Origin of the sequence: Kitasatospora sp. NPDC048545, assembly GCF_040651155.1 — a bacterium.
GTDB lineage: Bacteria > Actinomycetota > Actinomycetes > Streptomycetales > Streptomycetaceae > Kitasatospora.
The window spans coordinates 221,655-237,850 of record NZ_JBEZIQ010000002.1; the positions used below are offsets into that span (position 1 = coordinate 221,655).

Below are 16,196 nucleotides of genomic sequence, written 5' to 3' on the forward strand. Positions count from 1 at the left end.
CCGCGCACGCCGAGGCGGGTGCGCGGACCGCCGCCCCGGACCCACGGCGAGGGTCCGGGGCAGTGGCACGCCCGACGAAGGGCCCGCTCCCACCCCCGTGGGGAAGGGGCCCCTCGAAGATCTGTTCCTCGACGGCTCCGAGGCTCCGAGACTCCGAGGCTCCGAGGCTCCGAGGCTCCGAGGCCCGGCCGCCCGGCGGGATCAGCCCGGCAGGGCCCGGGTGCCGGCCGGCCGGGCGGCACCGGCGACGGCCGCCGGGAGTGCGGCGCCCGCGACCGCGAAGAGGGCACCGAGGACCGCCCAGCCGAGGGCGCCGTGGTCGACGACCGTCAGGCCGATCACCAGCGGGCCGATCACATGGGCCGCCGCCTGGCCGCTCATGAAAACGCCCTGGTACTCACCGTGGGACCGCGGGTCGGCCAGGTCCAGGCTCAGCGTCCAGCCGCCGGCCGAGGTGAGCAGCTCGCCCAGGCTGTGGACCAGTGCGCCGACGAGGACCGCCACCGTGGCGACCGCGGCCGGGCCCCAGTGGGCGGTCGCGTAGAGCAGACAGCCACCGGTCAGCAGCAGCGCGCCCCGCAGACAGGCCCGCGCCGCCGTCGGAACGTCCACGACGCCCCGGCTCGCCCGGACCTGGAACACCACCACCAGCAGGCAGTTGACCACGCTGACGGCGGCGACCACGGCCGGGGGCGCGTCCGTCCCCAGCACGATCCACAGCGGTATCCCCACGGTGAGCACCGCGAGTTGGAGCTCCAGGACGGCGTGCAGGGCGGCCACGAGCATATAGCGGCGGTCCCGCAGAGCAACTCCCCGCCCCTCCTTCCCCCCTTCCGCGCCGACGCCCTGACGATCCGCCGGTCCGACCGCCGGAAGCCCGGCCAGGAGCGCCGTGGCACCGAGGAAGCTGACCGCGTCCAGGACCATCACGGCGACGTACCCGGCGTAGCTGTCGGCCTGCAGGGCCAGGGCCGCGCCACCGGAGCCGACCACCAGGCCGGCGTTCGACACCGATCGCAGCAGCGCCCGCGAGTGGACCTGGTTCCCCGCCGGGAGCACCCGGGCGATCAACGCGCTGCGCACCGCCGCGGCGCCCCGCTCCAGCACCGTCGCCACGCAGGCCAGGGCCACGAAGGCCGCGAAGGAGTGCACGAAGGCGTACCCGAGGACGGTCAGCGCCTCCAGCGGCCCGACCACGAGCAGCAGCCGCTTGCTGCCGATCCGGTCGGCGAGCCGCCCGACCGGCAACCCGGCGAACACCCCGCAGACGCCGGCCGCCGTGAGCCCGAGCGCGATCCGACCCGGCGTCAGGCCTACCGAACGGGTGAGGAACAGCACGCTCACCGTCACGAACAGCCCGTTGCCGAGATTGGTCACCAGGCCCATCAGGGCGAGCCTGCGGACCAACGGGTCATGCCGGAGGAGGCGTCCGGAACTGGGCGGACGCACGGCGGTGGAGGACATGGCAGAAGGACACCGGTGTTTTGCGATCGGCGGAATTCCTTTACCGTTACGGTCAATGTTCGAGTTCCATCTGGGCGTCGACGACCTCGCCGCCACCTGGTTCGGCTACTCCGCCCTGCAGGAGGCGGTGTTGAGCGTGCGCGCCCGCCGCTCGCCGGGCCGCTACCCCGAGCAGCAGCCGTGGATCGCCCGCTGGCAGGACCGCTACGAGACGCTGGACACCGCGCTGCTGGAGTCGATGATCGCGCCCGTCGGCTTCGTGCCGGACTTCCTCACGCCGCGCCCGCTCGGCCCCCGCCCGGACTTCGCGGCCGAGGTGGCGCGGCTGGCAGCCACCCCCGCGGAGGTGGTGCGGGCCGACGTGCTGGAGGCGTACCGCGGCGGCGGGAAGCCGAGCCCGCTGCCACCGGTGCTGGCCGCGCTGATCGATCGCCCGGAGGCGCTGGCCGCCCGGGCGGCCGAGGCACTGGACGCCTACTGGACGCGCTGCCTCGCCCCCGCCTGGTGGCCGCGCGCCCGATCGGTACTGGAGGCGGACATCGCGTACCGCGGGCGGATGCTCTCCGAACGGGGGGCGGAGGGGCTGTTCGCGGACCTCGACGCCAGGCTGACCTGGCACGCCGGGGTGCTGCGGCTCGTCGACCCGAACCCGGCCGTCAAGGCGGTGGGCACCACGGTGGACGTCGCCGGGCGGGGGCTGGTGCTGCTCCCGACCCTGTTCGGGCTGGGCGCGCAGACCGACGTCACCCAGGCGGGGCCGCCGCTGGTCTGCTACCCGGCGCGCGGCAGGGCGACCATGGCCGAAGGACTGGGCACCCAGCAGCCGCCGCGGGCGGACGCGGCGCTGGAGGGACTCATCGGGGCACCGCGGGCGCGACTGCTGACGATGCTGGCGACGCCGGCGAGCACCACGGAACTGGCACAGCGGCTCGGGGTCACCCCGGGCGGGGTCAGCCGCCACCTCGGCGCGCTCGCGGCGGCGGGGCTGCTGGAGCGCAACCGGCACGGCCGCCGGGTGCTGTACGGGCGCAGCCCGCTGGGCGACGGACTGGTGGCGGGCGCCGTCGCACCGCGGCCGTCGGCTGACGGCTGACGGCTGACGGCTTTCAGCGAACAGATGACAGATGACAGATGACGAAAGTTGTCAGCTGTCATTCGTTCGCCGTCACCTGTTCGCCCGCCGGCGCGATCCCCGCGCCTCGGGCCTCGGGCCTCAGGCCTCGCGCCCGATCGTCGCGAGGTAGGCGCGCCAGCCACCATGGTGGGTGATCTCGCGGTGGACGCCGCGCTCGACCTCGCCCCGGGCGAGCAGCATGGAGAAGCACGCGGAGCCGTCCTCCAGCTTGATCACGCCCAGCTCCAGCTCACGCGGCTCACCGGGCAGGACGACGTCCCGCAACCGCTCCAGGCTGATGTCGTAGAGCTCGCCCTCGATGGCGGTGTCGACGGCCGGGTCGGGCAGCAGCCCCGGGCAGACGTCCGTGCCGCCGCTGTGGTCGATGGAGAAGAAGCGGTAGCCGGGGGCGGTCCGGACGGGCCCGATCAGCGCGTCGGCGACCTTGGCGTGGAACGGGCCGCCGACCATCGCCTGGCCGTTGAAGAAGATGCGCGGCATGGGTGAACTCCTCAGGGGGAAAAGGCCGTTCCGTACGGCAACGAGAGGACAGGTGGATTCGTCGCCGTACGGAACGGAGTAACGGGCCGCCGGAGTGCTACAGCCTGGCAGGCGCCTGCGGTGGCGGCGGACCAGGTTGGGCTCAGCCCAGCAGGGGCAGCGCGGGGAGGGTCAGGAAGTCCGCGAACTCCTCGGCCAGGGCGACCTGTTCGAAGAGCCGGGCGGCCTCGCGCCAGCGGCCGGTGCTGTAGGTCTCCTCACCCAGTTCGGCGAGGAGTTCGGCCAGTTCGGCGGCGACCAGGGTGCGGACCAGCTCGGCGGTGGCCTTCTCACCGGTGTCGGCGAGCACCACCCCGTTGTGGATCCACTGCCAGATCTGCGAGCGGGAGATCTCGGCGGTGGCGGCGTCCTCCATCATGTTGAAGATGCCGACCGCCCCCATTCCGCGCAGCCACGCCTCGATGTAGCGGATGCCGACCTGGACGGCGTTGTGCAGCCCCGCGTGGGTGCAGGTGCCGCCGGCGCCGGCGATGTCGAGCAGCTGGGCGGGGGTGACCGGCTCGGACGGACCGGGGTCGTCCTTCTGGTCGGTCCGCTCGCCGAGCACCGCGTCGAAGGAGGCCCGGGCGACCGGCACCAGGTCGGGGTGGGCGACCCAGGAACCGTCGAAGCCGTTGCCGGCCTCACGGTCCTTGTCGGCCTTGACCTTCTCCAGCGCGGCCGCGTTGACCTCGGGGTCCTTGCGACTGGGGATGAACGCGGCCATGCCGCCGATCGCGTGCGCGCCGCGCTTGTGGCAGGTCTGCACCAGCATTCGGGTGTAGGCGGCCATGAACGGCGAGGCCATGGTGACGCTGTTGCGGTCCGGCAGGATGTAGTGCGCGCCGGCGTCGCGGAAGTTCTTGACGATCGAGAACAGGTAGTCCCAGCGCCCGGCGTTGAGGCCGGCCGCGTGGTCGCGCAGCTCGTAGAGGATCTCGTCCATCTCGAAGGCGGCGGTGATGGTCTCGATCAGGACGGTGGCCCGGACGGTGCCGTACGGGATGCCGAGTTCGGCCTGGGCGTGGGTGAAAACGTCGTTCCAGAGCCGGGCTTCGAGGTGGCTCTCGGTCTTCGGCAGGTAGAAGTAGGGCCCGGAGTTGGGGTCCTCGGCGCCCTTGGCGAGCAGCCGGGCGGCGTTGTGGAAGAAGTACAGGCCGAAGTCGAGGAAGGCACCGGCGACCGGGGTGCCGTCGACGAGCAGGTGGTTCTCGTCCAGGTGCCAGCCGCGCGGTCGGACCACGACGGTGGCGAGTTCGGCGGCGGGCTTGAGGGTGTAGCCCTTGCCGGCCGCCGTGGTGAAGTGAATCCGGCCTTCGAAGGCGTCGATCAGGTTGATCTGGCCGCTGACCACGTTGTCCCAGGTCGGGGAGGTGGCGTCCTCGAAGTCGGCGAGCCAGATCCGCGCCCCGGAGTTGAGGGCGTTGATGACCATCTTGCGGTCGGTGGGACCGGTGATCTCGACCCGGCGGTCCTGGAGGGCGCGGGGCGCCTCGGCGACCTTCCAGTCACCGGCCCGGACGTCGGCGGTCCCGGGGAGGAAGTCCAGCGTGCCAGCCGCCGCGATCTCGGCGCGGCGGGCCTTCCGCCTGGCCAGGAGTTCCTGCCGTCGCCCCTCGAAGGCCCGGTGGAGGCCGACGACGAAGGCGACCGCCTCCGGAGTGAGCACCTCCTCCGCACGGTGGACGCGCGGACCGGCGACGGTGACGACCGGAGCGGTAGGAGAGGAGGCGGTTGGCGGTACCCCCGGCCGGAGGCTGGGGGAGGACCCCTGATCTGCAGCCATGAGCAGGACACTCCTAAGACGGTTGAGCCTGGCGAAGGGAACTCCGGTGGGAGCCCCCTCGGGAACTTCCTCGATCGATACCCACCTGTCGGCGAGTTCGATTCTGTAAGGTGGAGACTAGTTTCCGCGATACAGAATTTCAACGGTTTGTTGATGAGGTCGCCGGGACTCTACTCCTCCCCGACAGCGAAGGGAACGCCGGTGGTTGCGACCCCCGACACAGCATCGACGACGGGCGCCGACCGCGCGAGCGGCGGCGTGCAGTCCGTCGAGCGCGCCTTCCAACTCCTGGAGGCACTGGCCGACTCGGGCGGCGTGGCCACGCTCAGCGAACTCTCCACCAGTTCCGGCCTCCCGATGCCGACCATCCACCGACTGGTTCGTACCCTCGTCCAGCAGGGCTATGTCCGCCAGGACACCGCCCGCCGCTACACCCTCGGCCCCCGGCTGATCCGCCTCGGCGAGACCGCCGGCCGGCTCCTCGGCAGCTGGGCCCGCCCCTACCTGGCCGAACTCATGGAGGCCACCGGCGAGACCGCCAACCTGGCGGTGCTGGAGGGCGGCGAGGTGGTCTACGTCGGCCAGGTGCAGTCACGCCGCTCGATGCGGATGTTCACCGAGGTCGGCCGGCGGGTGCAGCCGCACTGCACCGGTGTCGGCAAGGCCCTGCTCGCCCAGCTGCCCGAGGAGGAGGCCCGCGCCGTCCTCGGCCCCAACCCGCTGGCGGCGCACACCGAGTACACGGTCACCGACCCGCAGGAGCTGCTGCGCCAGCTCGCCGAGGCGCGCGAACGCGGCTACGTGGTCGACGACCAGGAGCAGGAGATCGGCGTCCGCTGCATCGCACTCGCCGTCCCGGGCGCGCCGACGCCCACCGCGCTCTCGGTCTCCGGCCCGGAGGCCCGCATCCGGGCCCTGGAGGAGCAGGCCGGAGCCGCCTCGCTGGTCCCGGTGATGCAGCAGATCGCGACCCGGCTCGGGCAGGTCCTCGCCCCCTGACGCCCACTCAACCCGCCTGCATTACACGCCGATCCGGACAACCGTGGATCCCCGCAGCCGCCGGTGTCCTCCGTTCGGGCGCACGACGGGCGGGTTGCCACTCTCGTCCGACGGCGGCTCGGCCACCCTGGTGCGGACGCGGCCCGCGACGGCGCGGGCCGCCGGAGCACGGGAGCAGGGTGAGCGGCATGGAGCACCGGGGAGTGCGCGGCAGCGCACGGAACGGCGTGAGGAAGCGGAGGTCCGGCACTGCCGGACTGGTCGCGGCGGTGACGGCGGGCTGCGCGGTGGCCGTCCTGGGCTCCGGCCCGTCCTGGGCGCTGCAGCAGCGGCCGGAGCCGCGGCCCGCGGTCGACGTCGCGGCGCCGGACACGTCCGGGGTGTCCACCCTGCCGGCCCTGGTCCCGGCGCCGGGCGCGCCCGAGGCGTCCACCCTGCCGGCCGTGGTCGCCGCGCCGTCCCACTCCCACCTGGAGGTGGTCCGGCTCGACCCGGGTCCGGCGGTGCCCGGTGGCACGACGACGATCCACGCCTTCGTCGCCAACTACGGCCCGGACACCACCGCGTCCCCGTTCACGGTCACCGTCACCCTTCCGGAAGGGGTGACCGCGGAGGGCCCGTACTTCCCCGAGGACTGCCAGGTCGTGGCGCTCGGCCGACAGGTCCGCTGCGTGTTCGGTCCCGGCCTGAAGGAGGGGCGCAGCGCGACGGCCCTCGTCCCGGTCCGGCTCTCCCCCGCTGTGCCGCTCGGGCTCCTGGAGGGCGGGTCGGTCGCGGTGCGCAGCGCGGACGACCCGTTCGGGAAGAACCACCGGCAGCCGTACGAGATCAAGGTCGTCGAGACGTCCGGCGACTCCTGAGCCGCGGTGTCCCACCGGGCACCGGGCGCCGGCGAGCGGCTGCCGGCCTCCGGCGCCCGGTGGGACGGTCCTACGGGTTACCCGTCAGCGGTAGACGCGGACGTAGTCCGCCGCCATGGTGATCGGGGCGGTGCCCTGCGGCGCGGGGTGGTACTGCCCCGCGCTCAGGGAGAGGTTGAGGATCAGGTACGCCGACCAGTTGGCGCCGACGCCCTTGCCGTCCGAGAAGACCTTGACGCCGTTGACGTACCAGTCCACCGAGTTGGCGCCGTAGTAGGTACCAATGGTGACCCACTGGTCCTTCGCGATCGCGCTCGCGTCGGTGTAGTACTTGCCGTTGCCGGGGTTGACGTGGTTGGTCAGCTCCAGCAGGTTCGGGTTGTCGGGGTGGTACTCGAAGGAGTCGACCTCCCCGTTGCCGTTCTTCCAGGTCCACAGGGCCGGCCAGGCGCCGGTGCCGGCGGGCAGCTTGACCCGGGTCTCGGCGTAGTCGCCGGTCTTGACCTGGAAGCCCTCGCTGGAGCCCTCGGTGGTCAGGAAGCCGGTGTTCCAGGACTGCTTGCCGTTCTCCAGGGCCGGGCCGCCGGGGGTGGCGGTGAAGGTGGCGACCCCGTTGGCGACGCTGACGTTGTTCTTGTTCAGCCAGTCCAGCTTGTTGTCGTCCGGGTTGTGGTTCCCGTACTTGTAGGCGGTGCTCTTGTCGCCGACCCAGCGCTGGCCCCAGGAGATCGAGCCGTTGAACTCGTCGGACCAGGTCAGCGACTTGCCGGCGACCGGGGACGACGGTGCCGGGGACGACGGTGCCGAGGTGGACGGGGTGGCGGTGGCGCTCGGGGTGGGGGTGGCCGTCGGCTTCGGGGTGGCCGTCGGCGCCGGGGTCGGCGCGGTGGTGCCGGTGGCCGAGACCACCAGCTGCTGCGCGGGCAGGTTGTGCCAGGCACCGGCCACGTCCTGCCAGAAGCCGAACTGGCTGTACGTGCCGGCGGGCAGGGTGCGGGCGGCGCTGGTGAAGTTCACGCCGCTCGGGCAGATCTGCACGTTGGAGGCGTTGCCGGGGAAGTCCAGGTTGGTGCCGCTCGCGTCGCGTACGCCCACCCCCACCGTTTTCGCGGTGAAACAGGCCGAGGAGTGCAGGCTCAGCGAGGCGGTGGAGGCCTTGCCCGCGACCATGGCGGCGGGGGCGAGGCGGTCCTGGGTGACGGTCGGCGCGGTGGCGGCCTGGGCACCGGCGACGGACGGCAGTCCGAGCAGGCCGGCGCCGCTGATCGCGAGCGCCCCGGTGGCGGCGAAGGCGGCGTTGCGACCGCGACGGGAGGGACGGGCGTGGCGCGGCGCGCTGCGCCGGGCGGCAGGCTGGGGCATGGGCGACCTCTGCGACGCCTGCGAGGTGAGCTGTCGGGTTCGGGCTGCAGTTGCCCGGCCGCCTGTGGCGCGGCTTCACCCCTAGCCTCGACCCGTGTGCGCGAGCGCACGGGTCGGGCGCCGACCTTGGTTCCCCCGCTCCCGTCCGCTGTGGTGCTCGGTGACCCGCCGGCGGGTGGACGGGACTCGGCGTCCCGGCGGCGGGGTCCGCGACGGCGGACGACCGTTGCAGGCTAGGCAGGCCGTACGTGAACGGACAACTCCCCCGGGTCGGTTGTCGCGCAGGTCACAGCGGTGTCGATCAACGACGCTGCGTGGCGGCCGAGTTGATCAATATTCCTGCCCGGCGGGATGATCCGCAGGATGACCTGCGGGGCACCCGGCCCGATGCCGGGAGCGGGGCGGCTCGGACAGTGCGGCTCGGACAGTGCGGCTCGGACGGGGCGGCTCGGACGGGGCGGCTCGGACGGGGCGGCTCGGACGGGGCCGGTCGGGCGAGCGGGCGCCGACCCGGGTGTGGTGTCCGGAGTCCGGTGCCCGGGTGAGCTCCGGGCGGCCGGTGCGGTCCGGCCCGTCCCGGCCGCTGGCTCCGAGCCCCGGACCCCGAGCCTCGGGCCCCGAGCCCCGGGCCCCGGCCGGCGGCGCGTCGGTGATCCCGACCATGGCAAAGATCTGACCGAGTGCACCCGGTCGGATAAATTGGAACTCCGAGATTTTCCGCCGTGCACAAGACCGCCTCCACCACGAAACGAGGAGCCGCCCCACCATGACCGCGTCCCCGCCCGCCTTCGCCGGCCGTACCTACGTCTTCCGGGCCGACAACGGCGCGGCCTTCCGCAACACCTACTCGGCCGACGGCACGCGGCTGCGCTGGGAGGGTCTCGGCGAGTCCGCGGGCCAGTGGGAGGACGTGCGGCTGCACGTCGCCGAGGTCGCGCCGGAGATCTACTTCGTCAGCTGGACGGAGCAGAGCGGGATCACCGTCAGCCACGTGATGGACCTCAACAAGCTGACGGTGCGGGCCTTCTGGACCTTCGAGGGCGAGGGCGGCCGAGTCGGGCAGTTGCACACCGGGACGCTGGAGCGGGTGGCCTGAGCCGCGCGACGACCGCGTGACGACCGAACCCCCGGAGCCGTGGCTCCGGGGGTTCGGTGGTTCGGTGGTTCGGCCGTTCGGCCGTTCGGTCGTCCGGCCGTCAGGCGGTCGGGTTCGGCACCCTGAGGTGCTGGGACAGCCACTCCAGCGAGGACGGCAGCAGCGCGCTCCAGGTCTCGAAGTTGTGGCCGCCGTTCTCGAGCATGCTGTAGGAGACCTTCATCGGGCTCCGCACCGACTCCACGAAGGCCTCGGTCTCCCGCCGGTAGTCGCCGTCGCCCCGCTTGGTGCCGGCCAGCAGCACGGACACGTTCGGCTGCGGCAGGTTCTTCAGCCGCCACATCAGGTTGGCCTCGTCGCGGCGCTGCTTGCTGCCGCCGAACAGGTCACCGGTGGTCGGGTCGTCGGCGGCGTCGTAGTAGGCGGAGAGTGCGACGGCCGTCGGGAAGACGTCCGGGTGGCGCATGGCCAGCTTGAGCGCGCAGTAGCCGCCGGTCGAGTTGCCCATGAAGGCCCAGGCCTGCGGGTCGGAGGAGACCCGGAAGCTGGCCTGGATCGCCGAGGGCACGTCCTTGGTGAAGTACGTGTCGGACTGCGGTCCGTTCGGGATGTCCTCGCACTCGGTGTCCTGCGGCAGAGCGGGCGAGGGGCGCACCAGGACCATGACGGTCGGCTGCATCCGGCCCTCCTGCAGCAGCTTGAGCGCCGCACCCGGGTAGTTGAACCGGGTGATCAGGTTCTCGGCGATCCCGGGGAAGCCGGTGCTGACGATCACGGCGGGGAACTGCTTCTGCGCGTACTCCGGCTGGAAGTACTGCGGGGGCAGGTAGACGTAGCCCTCGGTGGAGAGCCGGCTGACCGCGCCGTCGATCCGGACCTTGCGGATCTCGCCCGACTGACCGGGCTCGCGGCCCATCGCGCCGCCACCCTTGACCGAGGCGTGGCCGATCGTCTCCACCAGGAGCCGTCCGGAGGCGTCCGCCTTGTTGTGGATCACCACCGGGCCGGTGTCCCCGGTGCCCAGCAGGTCGTCCCAACTGCTGTAGAAGGCGAAGTAGCTGTTCGCCACCAGACCGAGCGCCGCGAGGACGGCGAGCTGGGTGGCGAACAGCGCGCCGATCCGGCCGAGCACCGCCTGCCAGGTCCTCCCCGCCAGTCTCGGCCAGAGCCAGACCGTGCCCCCCATCACCACGACGGCGATCAATACGGTCAGCGCCAGCACCTTGTGGCTCGTCAGACCCATGTCCTACTTGCTCCCACGCCTCGAACTCCGGCCCCCTCCGCTGGGGACATCCGAGGAGTCGACCCCGGTTCCCCCCACCGGGGCGCGAAGATCAACCCTAACGCCAGCTGGGAGCCCGCTGATGACAGCTGGGAGGTCACGGGGAGCGGATGTCCGGTTTCGGGTGACAGAGTTCAACCGACAGATTTCAGATGACAGATTTCGACATCTGTCATCTGTCATCCGTCGACTGAAGCACGCGCCCCGAGCTCCTCCGCCCCACGACCCGTCGCCACCCACCGGCGACCCGAGGGCGGACGAGCCGCCGACCGTCGACCGCCACCCGCCGGACTCAGGACAGACGCTCCCAGAGCCGTAGCCCCGCCGTGAGTTCACGCATGCAGCGGGCGCCCAGGTCGCGCGGGGAGTCCGGGCCGGTGGCGGGGGCGCCGGAGGCGGCCCACTGCTCCAGGGCGACCCGGATCGCCGCGGTCGCGGCGGCGGCGGCCAGCCGGATCTCCAGCGGATCCGCGCCCGCGGGGCAGCGCTCGGCGAGGACGGCGCGCAGCCGCACCTCCGAGTCGGCGTGGACACGCTGCCAGGTTCCTTCCAGCTGCGGGTCGCGCAACAGGCTGCGGGTCCACCGCATCATCTCGGCCCCCGCCTCGTCGGCCGGCGTCAGCGACGCGACCGCCGCGCTCTCCAGCGCCTCGCGCAGCGGCAGGTCGGCCGGACTGTCGGCGAGCCGCTCGACCCACTGCCTCCCGCCCGCCGCGAGCAGCGGGGCGACGGCGTCCTCCTTGACGGAGAAGTACCGGTAGAAGGTCCGCAGCGAGATGCCCGCGGCGAGGGCGATCTCCTCGGCGGTGGTGGCCTCCGCGCCCTTCTCGGCGAAGAGCGCGGCGGCGGTGCGGGCGATCTCCAGCCGGGTGGCGTCACGGCGGCGCTGGTTCAGGGTCGGACGTCCGGTCACGGGGTCAGCCTACGCGGGGTGGTGCCACAGTGGCACGCTGCGCATGAGTGGCACGTCAAGACTTATTGGCACAATGTGCCACATGGGCGTACCGTGCCTCCTGAGGTCGAGAGACCACGAACGAACGGAGTACCACCATGGAGCGCTTCAGCGGGCGGAACGTCCTGATCACCGGCGGCGGCTCGGGCATCGGCCGGGCCACCGTGCACCGGATCCTCGCCGAGGGCGGGAAGGTCGTCGCCGTCGACGTCAACGAGGACGGCCTGAAGGAGACCCTCGACCGCGCAACCGCCGACGGCACCGCGGAGCGCCTGACGGTCCGGGTCCTGGACATCTCCGACGAGGCCGCCGTCGTCGCGGGCGTCGCCGGTGCGATCGCCGACCTGGGCGGACTCGACGTCCTGGTCAACGCGGCCGGCATCCTGCGGTCCTCGCACACCCACGGAACCACCCTGGGGTTCTGGAACAAGCTCCTCGCGGTGAACCTGACCGGCACCTTCCTGATGACCCGCGAGGCGCTCCCCGCGCTGCTCGCCGGCGGCAACGGCGTGGTCGTCAACTTCAGCTCCACCTCCGCGAGCTTCGCCCACCCCTACATGGCCGCGTACGCCGCGACCAAGGGCGGCATCCAGTCCTTCACCCACGCCATCGCGTCGGAGTACTCCCGGCAGGGCCTGCGCGCGGTCTGCGTGGCGCCGGGCAGCATCGACAGCGGCATGACCAACGATCCCGGCCTCCCCGCCGACGCCGACCTCGGCCTGCTCGCCAAGCTCTCCCCCGCCCTCGGCCAGGGCTTCGCGGGCCCGGAGACGGTGGCCGGCGTGATCGCCATGCTCGCCTCCGACGACGGCGCCTTCGTCACCGGCACCGAGCTGCGCATCGACGGCGGCACCCACATGTGACCGCCCGTCGCGGCCCGGAACGCCGGGGCCCGTGCCGTCCCCTGGGCGGACGTCAGGGTTCGGAGCGTCGGCATGGCCCCACCGTAGGAGGCGCCGCAGGGCCGCCGTCGGCTGTCAGCCCGTTCCGGCCCGGGCGTGGCGCCCCCTCGGGACCGCACCGCTGCGCACGTCCCGACGGGTGGCGAGGGCGTTGCCCACCGCGGCGACGGCCGCCCCCACCAGGACGACGGTCACCGTCATCAGGAAGCCGGCCCCGGCCACCCGGCGGTAGCCGCCGTGCCGCCCGGGGTCGAGGAAGGTGTACGGGTACCAGTCGACGGCGTGGCCGCGCAGCAGCGCGTACACCAGGTACAGCAGCGGGAAGGCCAGCCAGCCGAGCACCACGGCCGGGCGCACGCGCCGGGCGGGCGGGTCGACCAGCCAGTCGGCGAGCACCAGGAGCGGCATCACGCGGTGCACGACGTCGTCCACCCACGGGATCACCAGCTGGTCCGGGTAGCTCGCGAGGTACGTGCCGTAGAACAGCCCGGTGATCACCAGGTAGAGCACGACCGCCCCGCGCACCTCGTCCGGCACCGGGCGGCGGCCGGTCAGGCCCGCCCAGCCGCCGTAACCCAGGACCGCGACACCGGCGAGGTCGCTGAGGACGGTGAAGTAGCTGAAGTAGTTCACCACCCCGGTGGGGCCGCTCGCCGCGCGGTAACCGGAGAAGCAGAGGGCGACGGCGACGAAGGCCGCGACCGCGAGCCGGGCGGGGGCGAGCCACGGGTGGGCCGGGGGTGCGGGCATCGACGGGTCCGCCTCTCTGGGGGAGCCCCTCATCCGGCAGGAGGGCTACTCGGATTCAAACCCGGGTGGGAGCAGTCGGCCACAGGAGCGGGATCGGTTCGGGCGGTGGCGCTTCGGGCCGGGGCGCTTCGGGCGGTGGCGGTTCGGGTGGACGCGGCCCGCGCGGAGGCCGGACCTTCGGGGCTCACGGGGAGCGCCAGTCCGCGGCGAAGGCGGCCGCCGGGTTGGTGGTGAGGAGGAGTTCGGGCAGCTCGGGGCCGAAGGCCCGGGCCAGTCGCGGGGCGAGGTCGGTGAGCAGCCGGGTCGGGCCGCCGGCCTGCCGGGCGGTGCGGGTGGTGGTGTCGGCGCCCAGAAGCACCTGGGTGGCATGGCCCGCTTCGACCAGGTCGGCGATGACCTCGAAGGCCTGGAGGTCGGCCGGGTGACCGGCCCGGGAGGGGCTGTCCAGCGCGAGGCGGACGCCCTCGGCGGCGAGGCCGCGGTACACGGAGCGGTCGGGGAAGCGGGTGAGATGCCCGAGGATGATCCGGTCCGGCCGGACGCCGTTGCGGCCGCTGAGCCGGCCCAGGACCTCGTACGGATCGCCGTCGGGTTCGAGGTGGACCGCGATCGGAGCACCGGTGGCGTGGTGCGCCTCGGCGGCCGCGGCCATCGTCCGGCGGGTGTGCGGGGTGGTGCGGCCCGCGTCGTCCGCGACCTTGATCAGCCCGGCCCGTACGGCCCGGGGTGTGCCGTGGGCACCCGGCAGGTCCGTGGCAGCCGGCAGGTGCGCCGTTCCCGGCAGACCCGTGGTGAGCTCGGTGACGAAGCGTTCGGCGAGGTCGTCGGGGGCGGGATCGGTGCCCGGTCCGTAGTGCACCGCCTGGTGCGTGCCGGTGGCGGCGACGACGTGGACGCCGGTCGCGCGGGAGAGGGCGGCCAGGGAGTCCGCGCCCCGGCCCATCCCGAACGGGGTCCACTGGACGAGAGCGCTGCCGCCCGCGGCCGCGTAGGCGCGCAGGACGTCCTCGGCGGCGGCCGGGTCGTCCAGCTCCTGTCCGGGGAGCAGCGGGCTGCGGATGAAGAGGTGGTCGTGGGAGTCGGTGACGCCCAGCTCGGCGGGGTCGAGGTCGCCGAGGACGGTGCGGACGGTGCGGCTCATGCCTGCTCCTCGGTGACGCCGGTGGCGGTGGCTGCGGTGGCTTCGGTCGCGGCGGTGGCATCGGTCGCGGCGGTGGCATCGGCGATGGTGGCGGTCGCGACGCGCAGACCGGCCAGGGCCTTGGGGACGCCGACGTACGGGGCGAGGTGCACCATGACCTCGGTGATCTCCTCCCTGGTCATGCCGATCCGCAGGCTGTAGCGGACGTGGTCGGCGAGCTGCGGTTCCACGCCGCCGAGGGCGGTGAGGGCGGCCAGGTTGGCGATCTGGCGGTCGCGCAGGGCGAGGCCGGGGCGCTGGTAGGTGCCGCCGAAGAGGCTGGTGACGATCCAGTCCGGGAACCCGGGGGCGAGGGCGTCCAGGCCGCCGAGGGCGGTCGCGGCGGCCGGGCCGGCGAGGTCGGCGAGCAGGGCGTACCCGGCTTCGCGGTCGAACGGGGCCGGGGTGAGGTCGGGCGGCGGGGCGGAGGTCATCGGGACAGCTGGTCCTTTCACCAGTGGCGGCCGGCCGGCAGCCGGTCGAGTTCGGGGCGGGAGAGGTGGAGCACCCGGTAGCGGGTGCCGGTCGTCTCCTCCGGTGCCTGGCCGTGCCAGAGGGCGACGGTGAGCAGTTCCCACCGGCTCGGATCGACGGCCACGGCGGCGGTGTGCAGGGCCGGGTGCACGGGGAGTTCGGCGAGCGCCCGCTCGACGGCCTCGGCCGGATCGGCGGTCTCCGGCAGCCGTACGGTGTGGCGGGTGGCGGTGGTCGGGGCGGTCCCCGCCGTTCCGGTCACGGTGCCGCCGACGAGGCCCGCTCCGAGCCAGTGGCGGACGACGGGACGGCCGAAGTCGGCGCTCAGGCTCCGGAAGCCCGGACCCCAGAGGAAGCCGTTCATGCCCTCGGCGGTGCGCCAGAGGTAGAACGGCGCGTACTGGTTGACCGGCGAACTCTGGTGGCCGCGCTCCCTGATCAGGTACGCCTTGAGGCCGAGGCCCAGGTGGGCGTCGAGCAGGTGGCCCTTGTCGGCGACGCGCTTGCGGATGATGCCCATGTCGTAGTCGACGGGGAGGGTGATCTCGTACTGCATGGCGTGCACGGCGGGGCTCCTCGGGATCGGTGGGACTGTGCCGGGCTGTGTCGGGCGGCGTCGGGCTGTGCCGGGCGGCTGGGGCCGTGGGTGGGGTCCGGTGCGGTCCGCACCCACGGCCTGGCCGCCCTGCGCGTCCGGTCCGACCTGCGCGTCCGGTCCGTCTTGTTCCTCAGGCCGCCCGGTGTGCCGCCAGCAGGCCGAGGGCGCCACTGACGGCGCGGTCGAAGGGCTCGGTGCTGTCGGCGGCGCGGGCGAGGACGTAGCCGCCCTGGACGACGGCGACCACGGCGGCGGCGGTGTCGTCCGGGTCGAGGCCGGGGGCGAACTCGCCGCCGGCCCGGCCTTCGGCGACCAGTTCGGCGATCCGGCCGCGCAGCCAGTCGAAGGTCTCCTCGACGGGGGCGCGCAGCTGGGGGTCGGCGACCACGTCCGGGTCCTGGGCCATCCGTCCGATCCGGCAGCCGCGCAGGACGTCACGGTCGCGGCGCAGGTACGCGGCGAAGCGGTCGTAGGCGCTGCCCGGGGCGGCGAGGTCGGCCTCGGCGATGCCCCGCATCTGCTCGGCGCTGCGGCGCAGGGCGGCGGCTGCGAGGTCGGGCTTGCCGGCGAAGTGGTGGTACATGCTGCCCTGGCCGACCCCGGAGCGCTGCTGGATGGCCTTGGGACTGGTGCCGACGTAGCCGCGTTCCCAGAGGAGGGCCTGGGTGCTCTCGATGAGGCGGTCCTGGGTGCTCATGCAGACCACTGTACATACCAGTAGGTACAGAGAGCCAGTGGTCTTCCGGATCCCGTTGCCCTGAGACAGGTCCGGCGGCCGACGCGGACACGAGCCCGCAGGCGGGCAGGCGAGCAGTCGGGCAGGCGGGCAGGCGGTCT

General features: G+C 73.2%; 16 protein-coding genes and 1 riboswitch. Of the genes, 5 read left to right on the forward strand and 11 right to left on the reverse strand.

Annotation, left to right across the window (positions count from 1 at the left end):
- Nucleotides 1–201: 201 nt before the first annotated feature.
- Complete coding sequence (locus AB0D10_RS03050) at nt 202–1,464, reverse strand: MFS transporter (protein ID WP_360250243.1); 1,263 nt, start codon at nt 1,462–1,464, stop codon at nt 202–204.
- Nucleotides 1,465–1,519: 55 nt separating this feature from the next.
- Here AB0D10_RS03050 and AB0D10_RS03055 point away from each other — a divergent pair, with 55 nt between their 5' ends.
- Nucleotides 1,520–2,557: a helix-turn-helix domain-containing protein gene (locus AB0D10_RS03055; protein ID WP_360250246.1), complete on the forward strand. Its 1,038-nt coding sequence runs from the start codon at nt 1,520–1,522 to the stop codon at nt 2,555–2,557.
- 120 nt (nt 2,558–2,677) lie between these two features.
- On the opposite strand, the gene AB0D10_RS03060 is transcribed toward AB0D10_RS03055, so the two are convergent.
- Nucleotides 2,678–3,079 carry a gamma-glutamylcyclotransferase gene (locus tag AB0D10_RS03060; RefSeq protein WP_360250249.1) on the reverse strand — a complete coding sequence of 134 codons (402 nt, stop codon included), beginning with the start codon at nt 3,077–3,079 and terminating at the stop codon, nt 2,678–2,680.
- Nucleotides 3,080–3,221: 142 nt separating this feature from the next.
- Nucleotides 3,222–4,904 (reverse strand): malate synthase A, encoded by a 1,683-nt coding sequence (gene aceB, locus AB0D10_RS03065; protein WP_360250252.1) that lies wholly within the window; start codon nt 4,902–4,904, stop codon nt 3,222–3,224.
- Between the two features lie 201 nt (nt 4,905–5,105).
- Between aceB and AB0D10_RS03070 the strand changes: the two genes are divergently transcribed.
- The gene (locus AB0D10_RS03070; RefSeq protein WP_360250255.1) at nt 5,106–5,903 is read left to right on the forward strand and encodes an IclR family transcriptional regulator; all 798 of its coding nucleotides are present in this window, start codon (nt 5,106–5,108) and stop codon (nt 5,901–5,903) included.
- Between the two features lie 227 nt (nt 5,904–6,130).
- A complete protein-coding gene (locus tag AB0D10_RS03075; protein ID WP_360250258.1) occupies nt 6,131–6,763 on the forward strand; it encodes a hypothetical protein in 633 nt (210 codons plus the stop codon).
- Between the two features lie 84 nt (nt 6,764–6,847).
- Here the strand turns inward: AB0D10_RS03075 and AB0D10_RS03080 are convergent, their stop codons facing one another.
- Entirely contained in the window at nt 6,848–8,125 is a 1,278-nt protein-coding gene (locus AB0D10_RS03080; protein ID WP_360250261.1) for a glycoside hydrolase family 16 protein, read from the reverse strand.
- A 2-nt stretch (nt 8,126–8,127) separates the two neighbouring features.
- Nucleotides 8,128–8,291: riboswitch (cyclic di-AMP (ydaO/yuaA leader) on the reverse strand.
- Between the two features lie 600 nt (nt 8,292–8,891).
- Between AB0D10_RS03080 and AB0D10_RS03085 the strand changes: the two genes are divergently transcribed.
- Entirely contained in the window at nt 8,892–9,221 is a 330-nt protein-coding gene (locus AB0D10_RS03085; RefSeq protein ID WP_360250264.1) for a phenolic acid decarboxylase, read from the forward strand.
- Between the two features lie 100 nt (nt 9,222–9,321).
- On the opposite strand, the gene AB0D10_RS03090 is transcribed toward AB0D10_RS03085, so the two are convergent.
- Both AB0D10_RS03090 and AB0D10_RS03095 read right to left on the reverse strand, forming a co-directional pair.
- The gene (locus tag AB0D10_RS03090; RefSeq protein WP_360250267.1) at nt 9,322–10,464 is read right to left on the reverse strand and encodes an alpha/beta hydrolase-fold protein; all 1,143 of its coding nucleotides are present in this window, start codon (nt 10,462–10,464) and stop codon (nt 9,322–9,324) included.
- Between the two features lie 331 nt (nt 10,465–10,795).
- Nucleotides 10,796–11,416, reverse strand: a complete 621-nt coding sequence (locus AB0D10_RS03095; RefSeq protein ID WP_360250270.1) for a TetR family transcriptional regulator — start codon at nt 11,414–11,416, stop codon at nt 10,796–10,798.
- A gap of 137 nt (nt 11,417–11,553) precedes the next feature.
- Between AB0D10_RS03095 and AB0D10_RS03100 the strand changes: the two genes are divergently transcribed.
- The gene (locus AB0D10_RS03100) at nt 11,554–12,318 is read left to right on the forward strand and encodes an SDR family oxidoreductase (protein ID WP_360250273.1); all 765 of its coding nucleotides are present in this window, start codon (nt 11,554–11,556) and stop codon (nt 12,316–12,318) included.
- A gap of 114 nt (nt 12,319–12,432) precedes the next feature.
- On the opposite strand, the gene AB0D10_RS03105 is transcribed toward AB0D10_RS03100, so the two are convergent.
- The 5 genes from AB0D10_RS03105 to AB0D10_RS03125 form a co-directional block, all read right to left on the reverse strand.
- On the reverse strand, nt 12,433–13,107 hold the full coding sequence (locus tag AB0D10_RS03105; protein WP_360250276.1) for a Pr6Pr family membrane protein: 675 nt from the start codon (nt 13,105–13,107) through the stop codon (nt 12,433–12,435).
- Between the two features lie 184 nt (nt 13,108–13,291).
- Complete coding sequence (locus AB0D10_RS03110) at nt 13,292–14,248, reverse strand: phosphotriesterase (RefSeq protein ID WP_360250279.1); 957 nt, start codon at nt 14,246–14,248, stop codon at nt 13,292–13,294.
- Complete coding sequence (locus AB0D10_RS03115; RefSeq protein WP_360250282.1) at nt 14,245–14,721, reverse strand: carboxymuconolactone decarboxylase family protein; 477 nt, start codon at nt 14,719–14,721, stop codon at nt 14,245–14,247. The genes AB0D10_RS03110 and AB0D10_RS03115 overlap by 4 nt, the downstream gene beginning before the upstream one ends.
- 17 nt (nt 14,722–14,738) lie before the next feature.
- A complete protein-coding gene (locus AB0D10_RS03120; RefSeq protein ID WP_360250285.1) occupies nt 14,739–15,326 on the reverse strand; it encodes a DUF4865 family protein in 588 nt (195 codons plus the stop codon).
- A 163-nt stretch (nt 15,327–15,489) separates the two neighbouring features.
- Nucleotides 15,490–16,056, reverse strand: a complete 567-nt coding sequence (locus tag AB0D10_RS03125) for a TetR/AcrR family transcriptional regulator (protein ID WP_360250288.1) — start codon at nt 16,054–16,056, stop codon at nt 15,490–15,492.
- Nucleotides 16,057–16,196 lie beyond the last annotated feature (140 nt).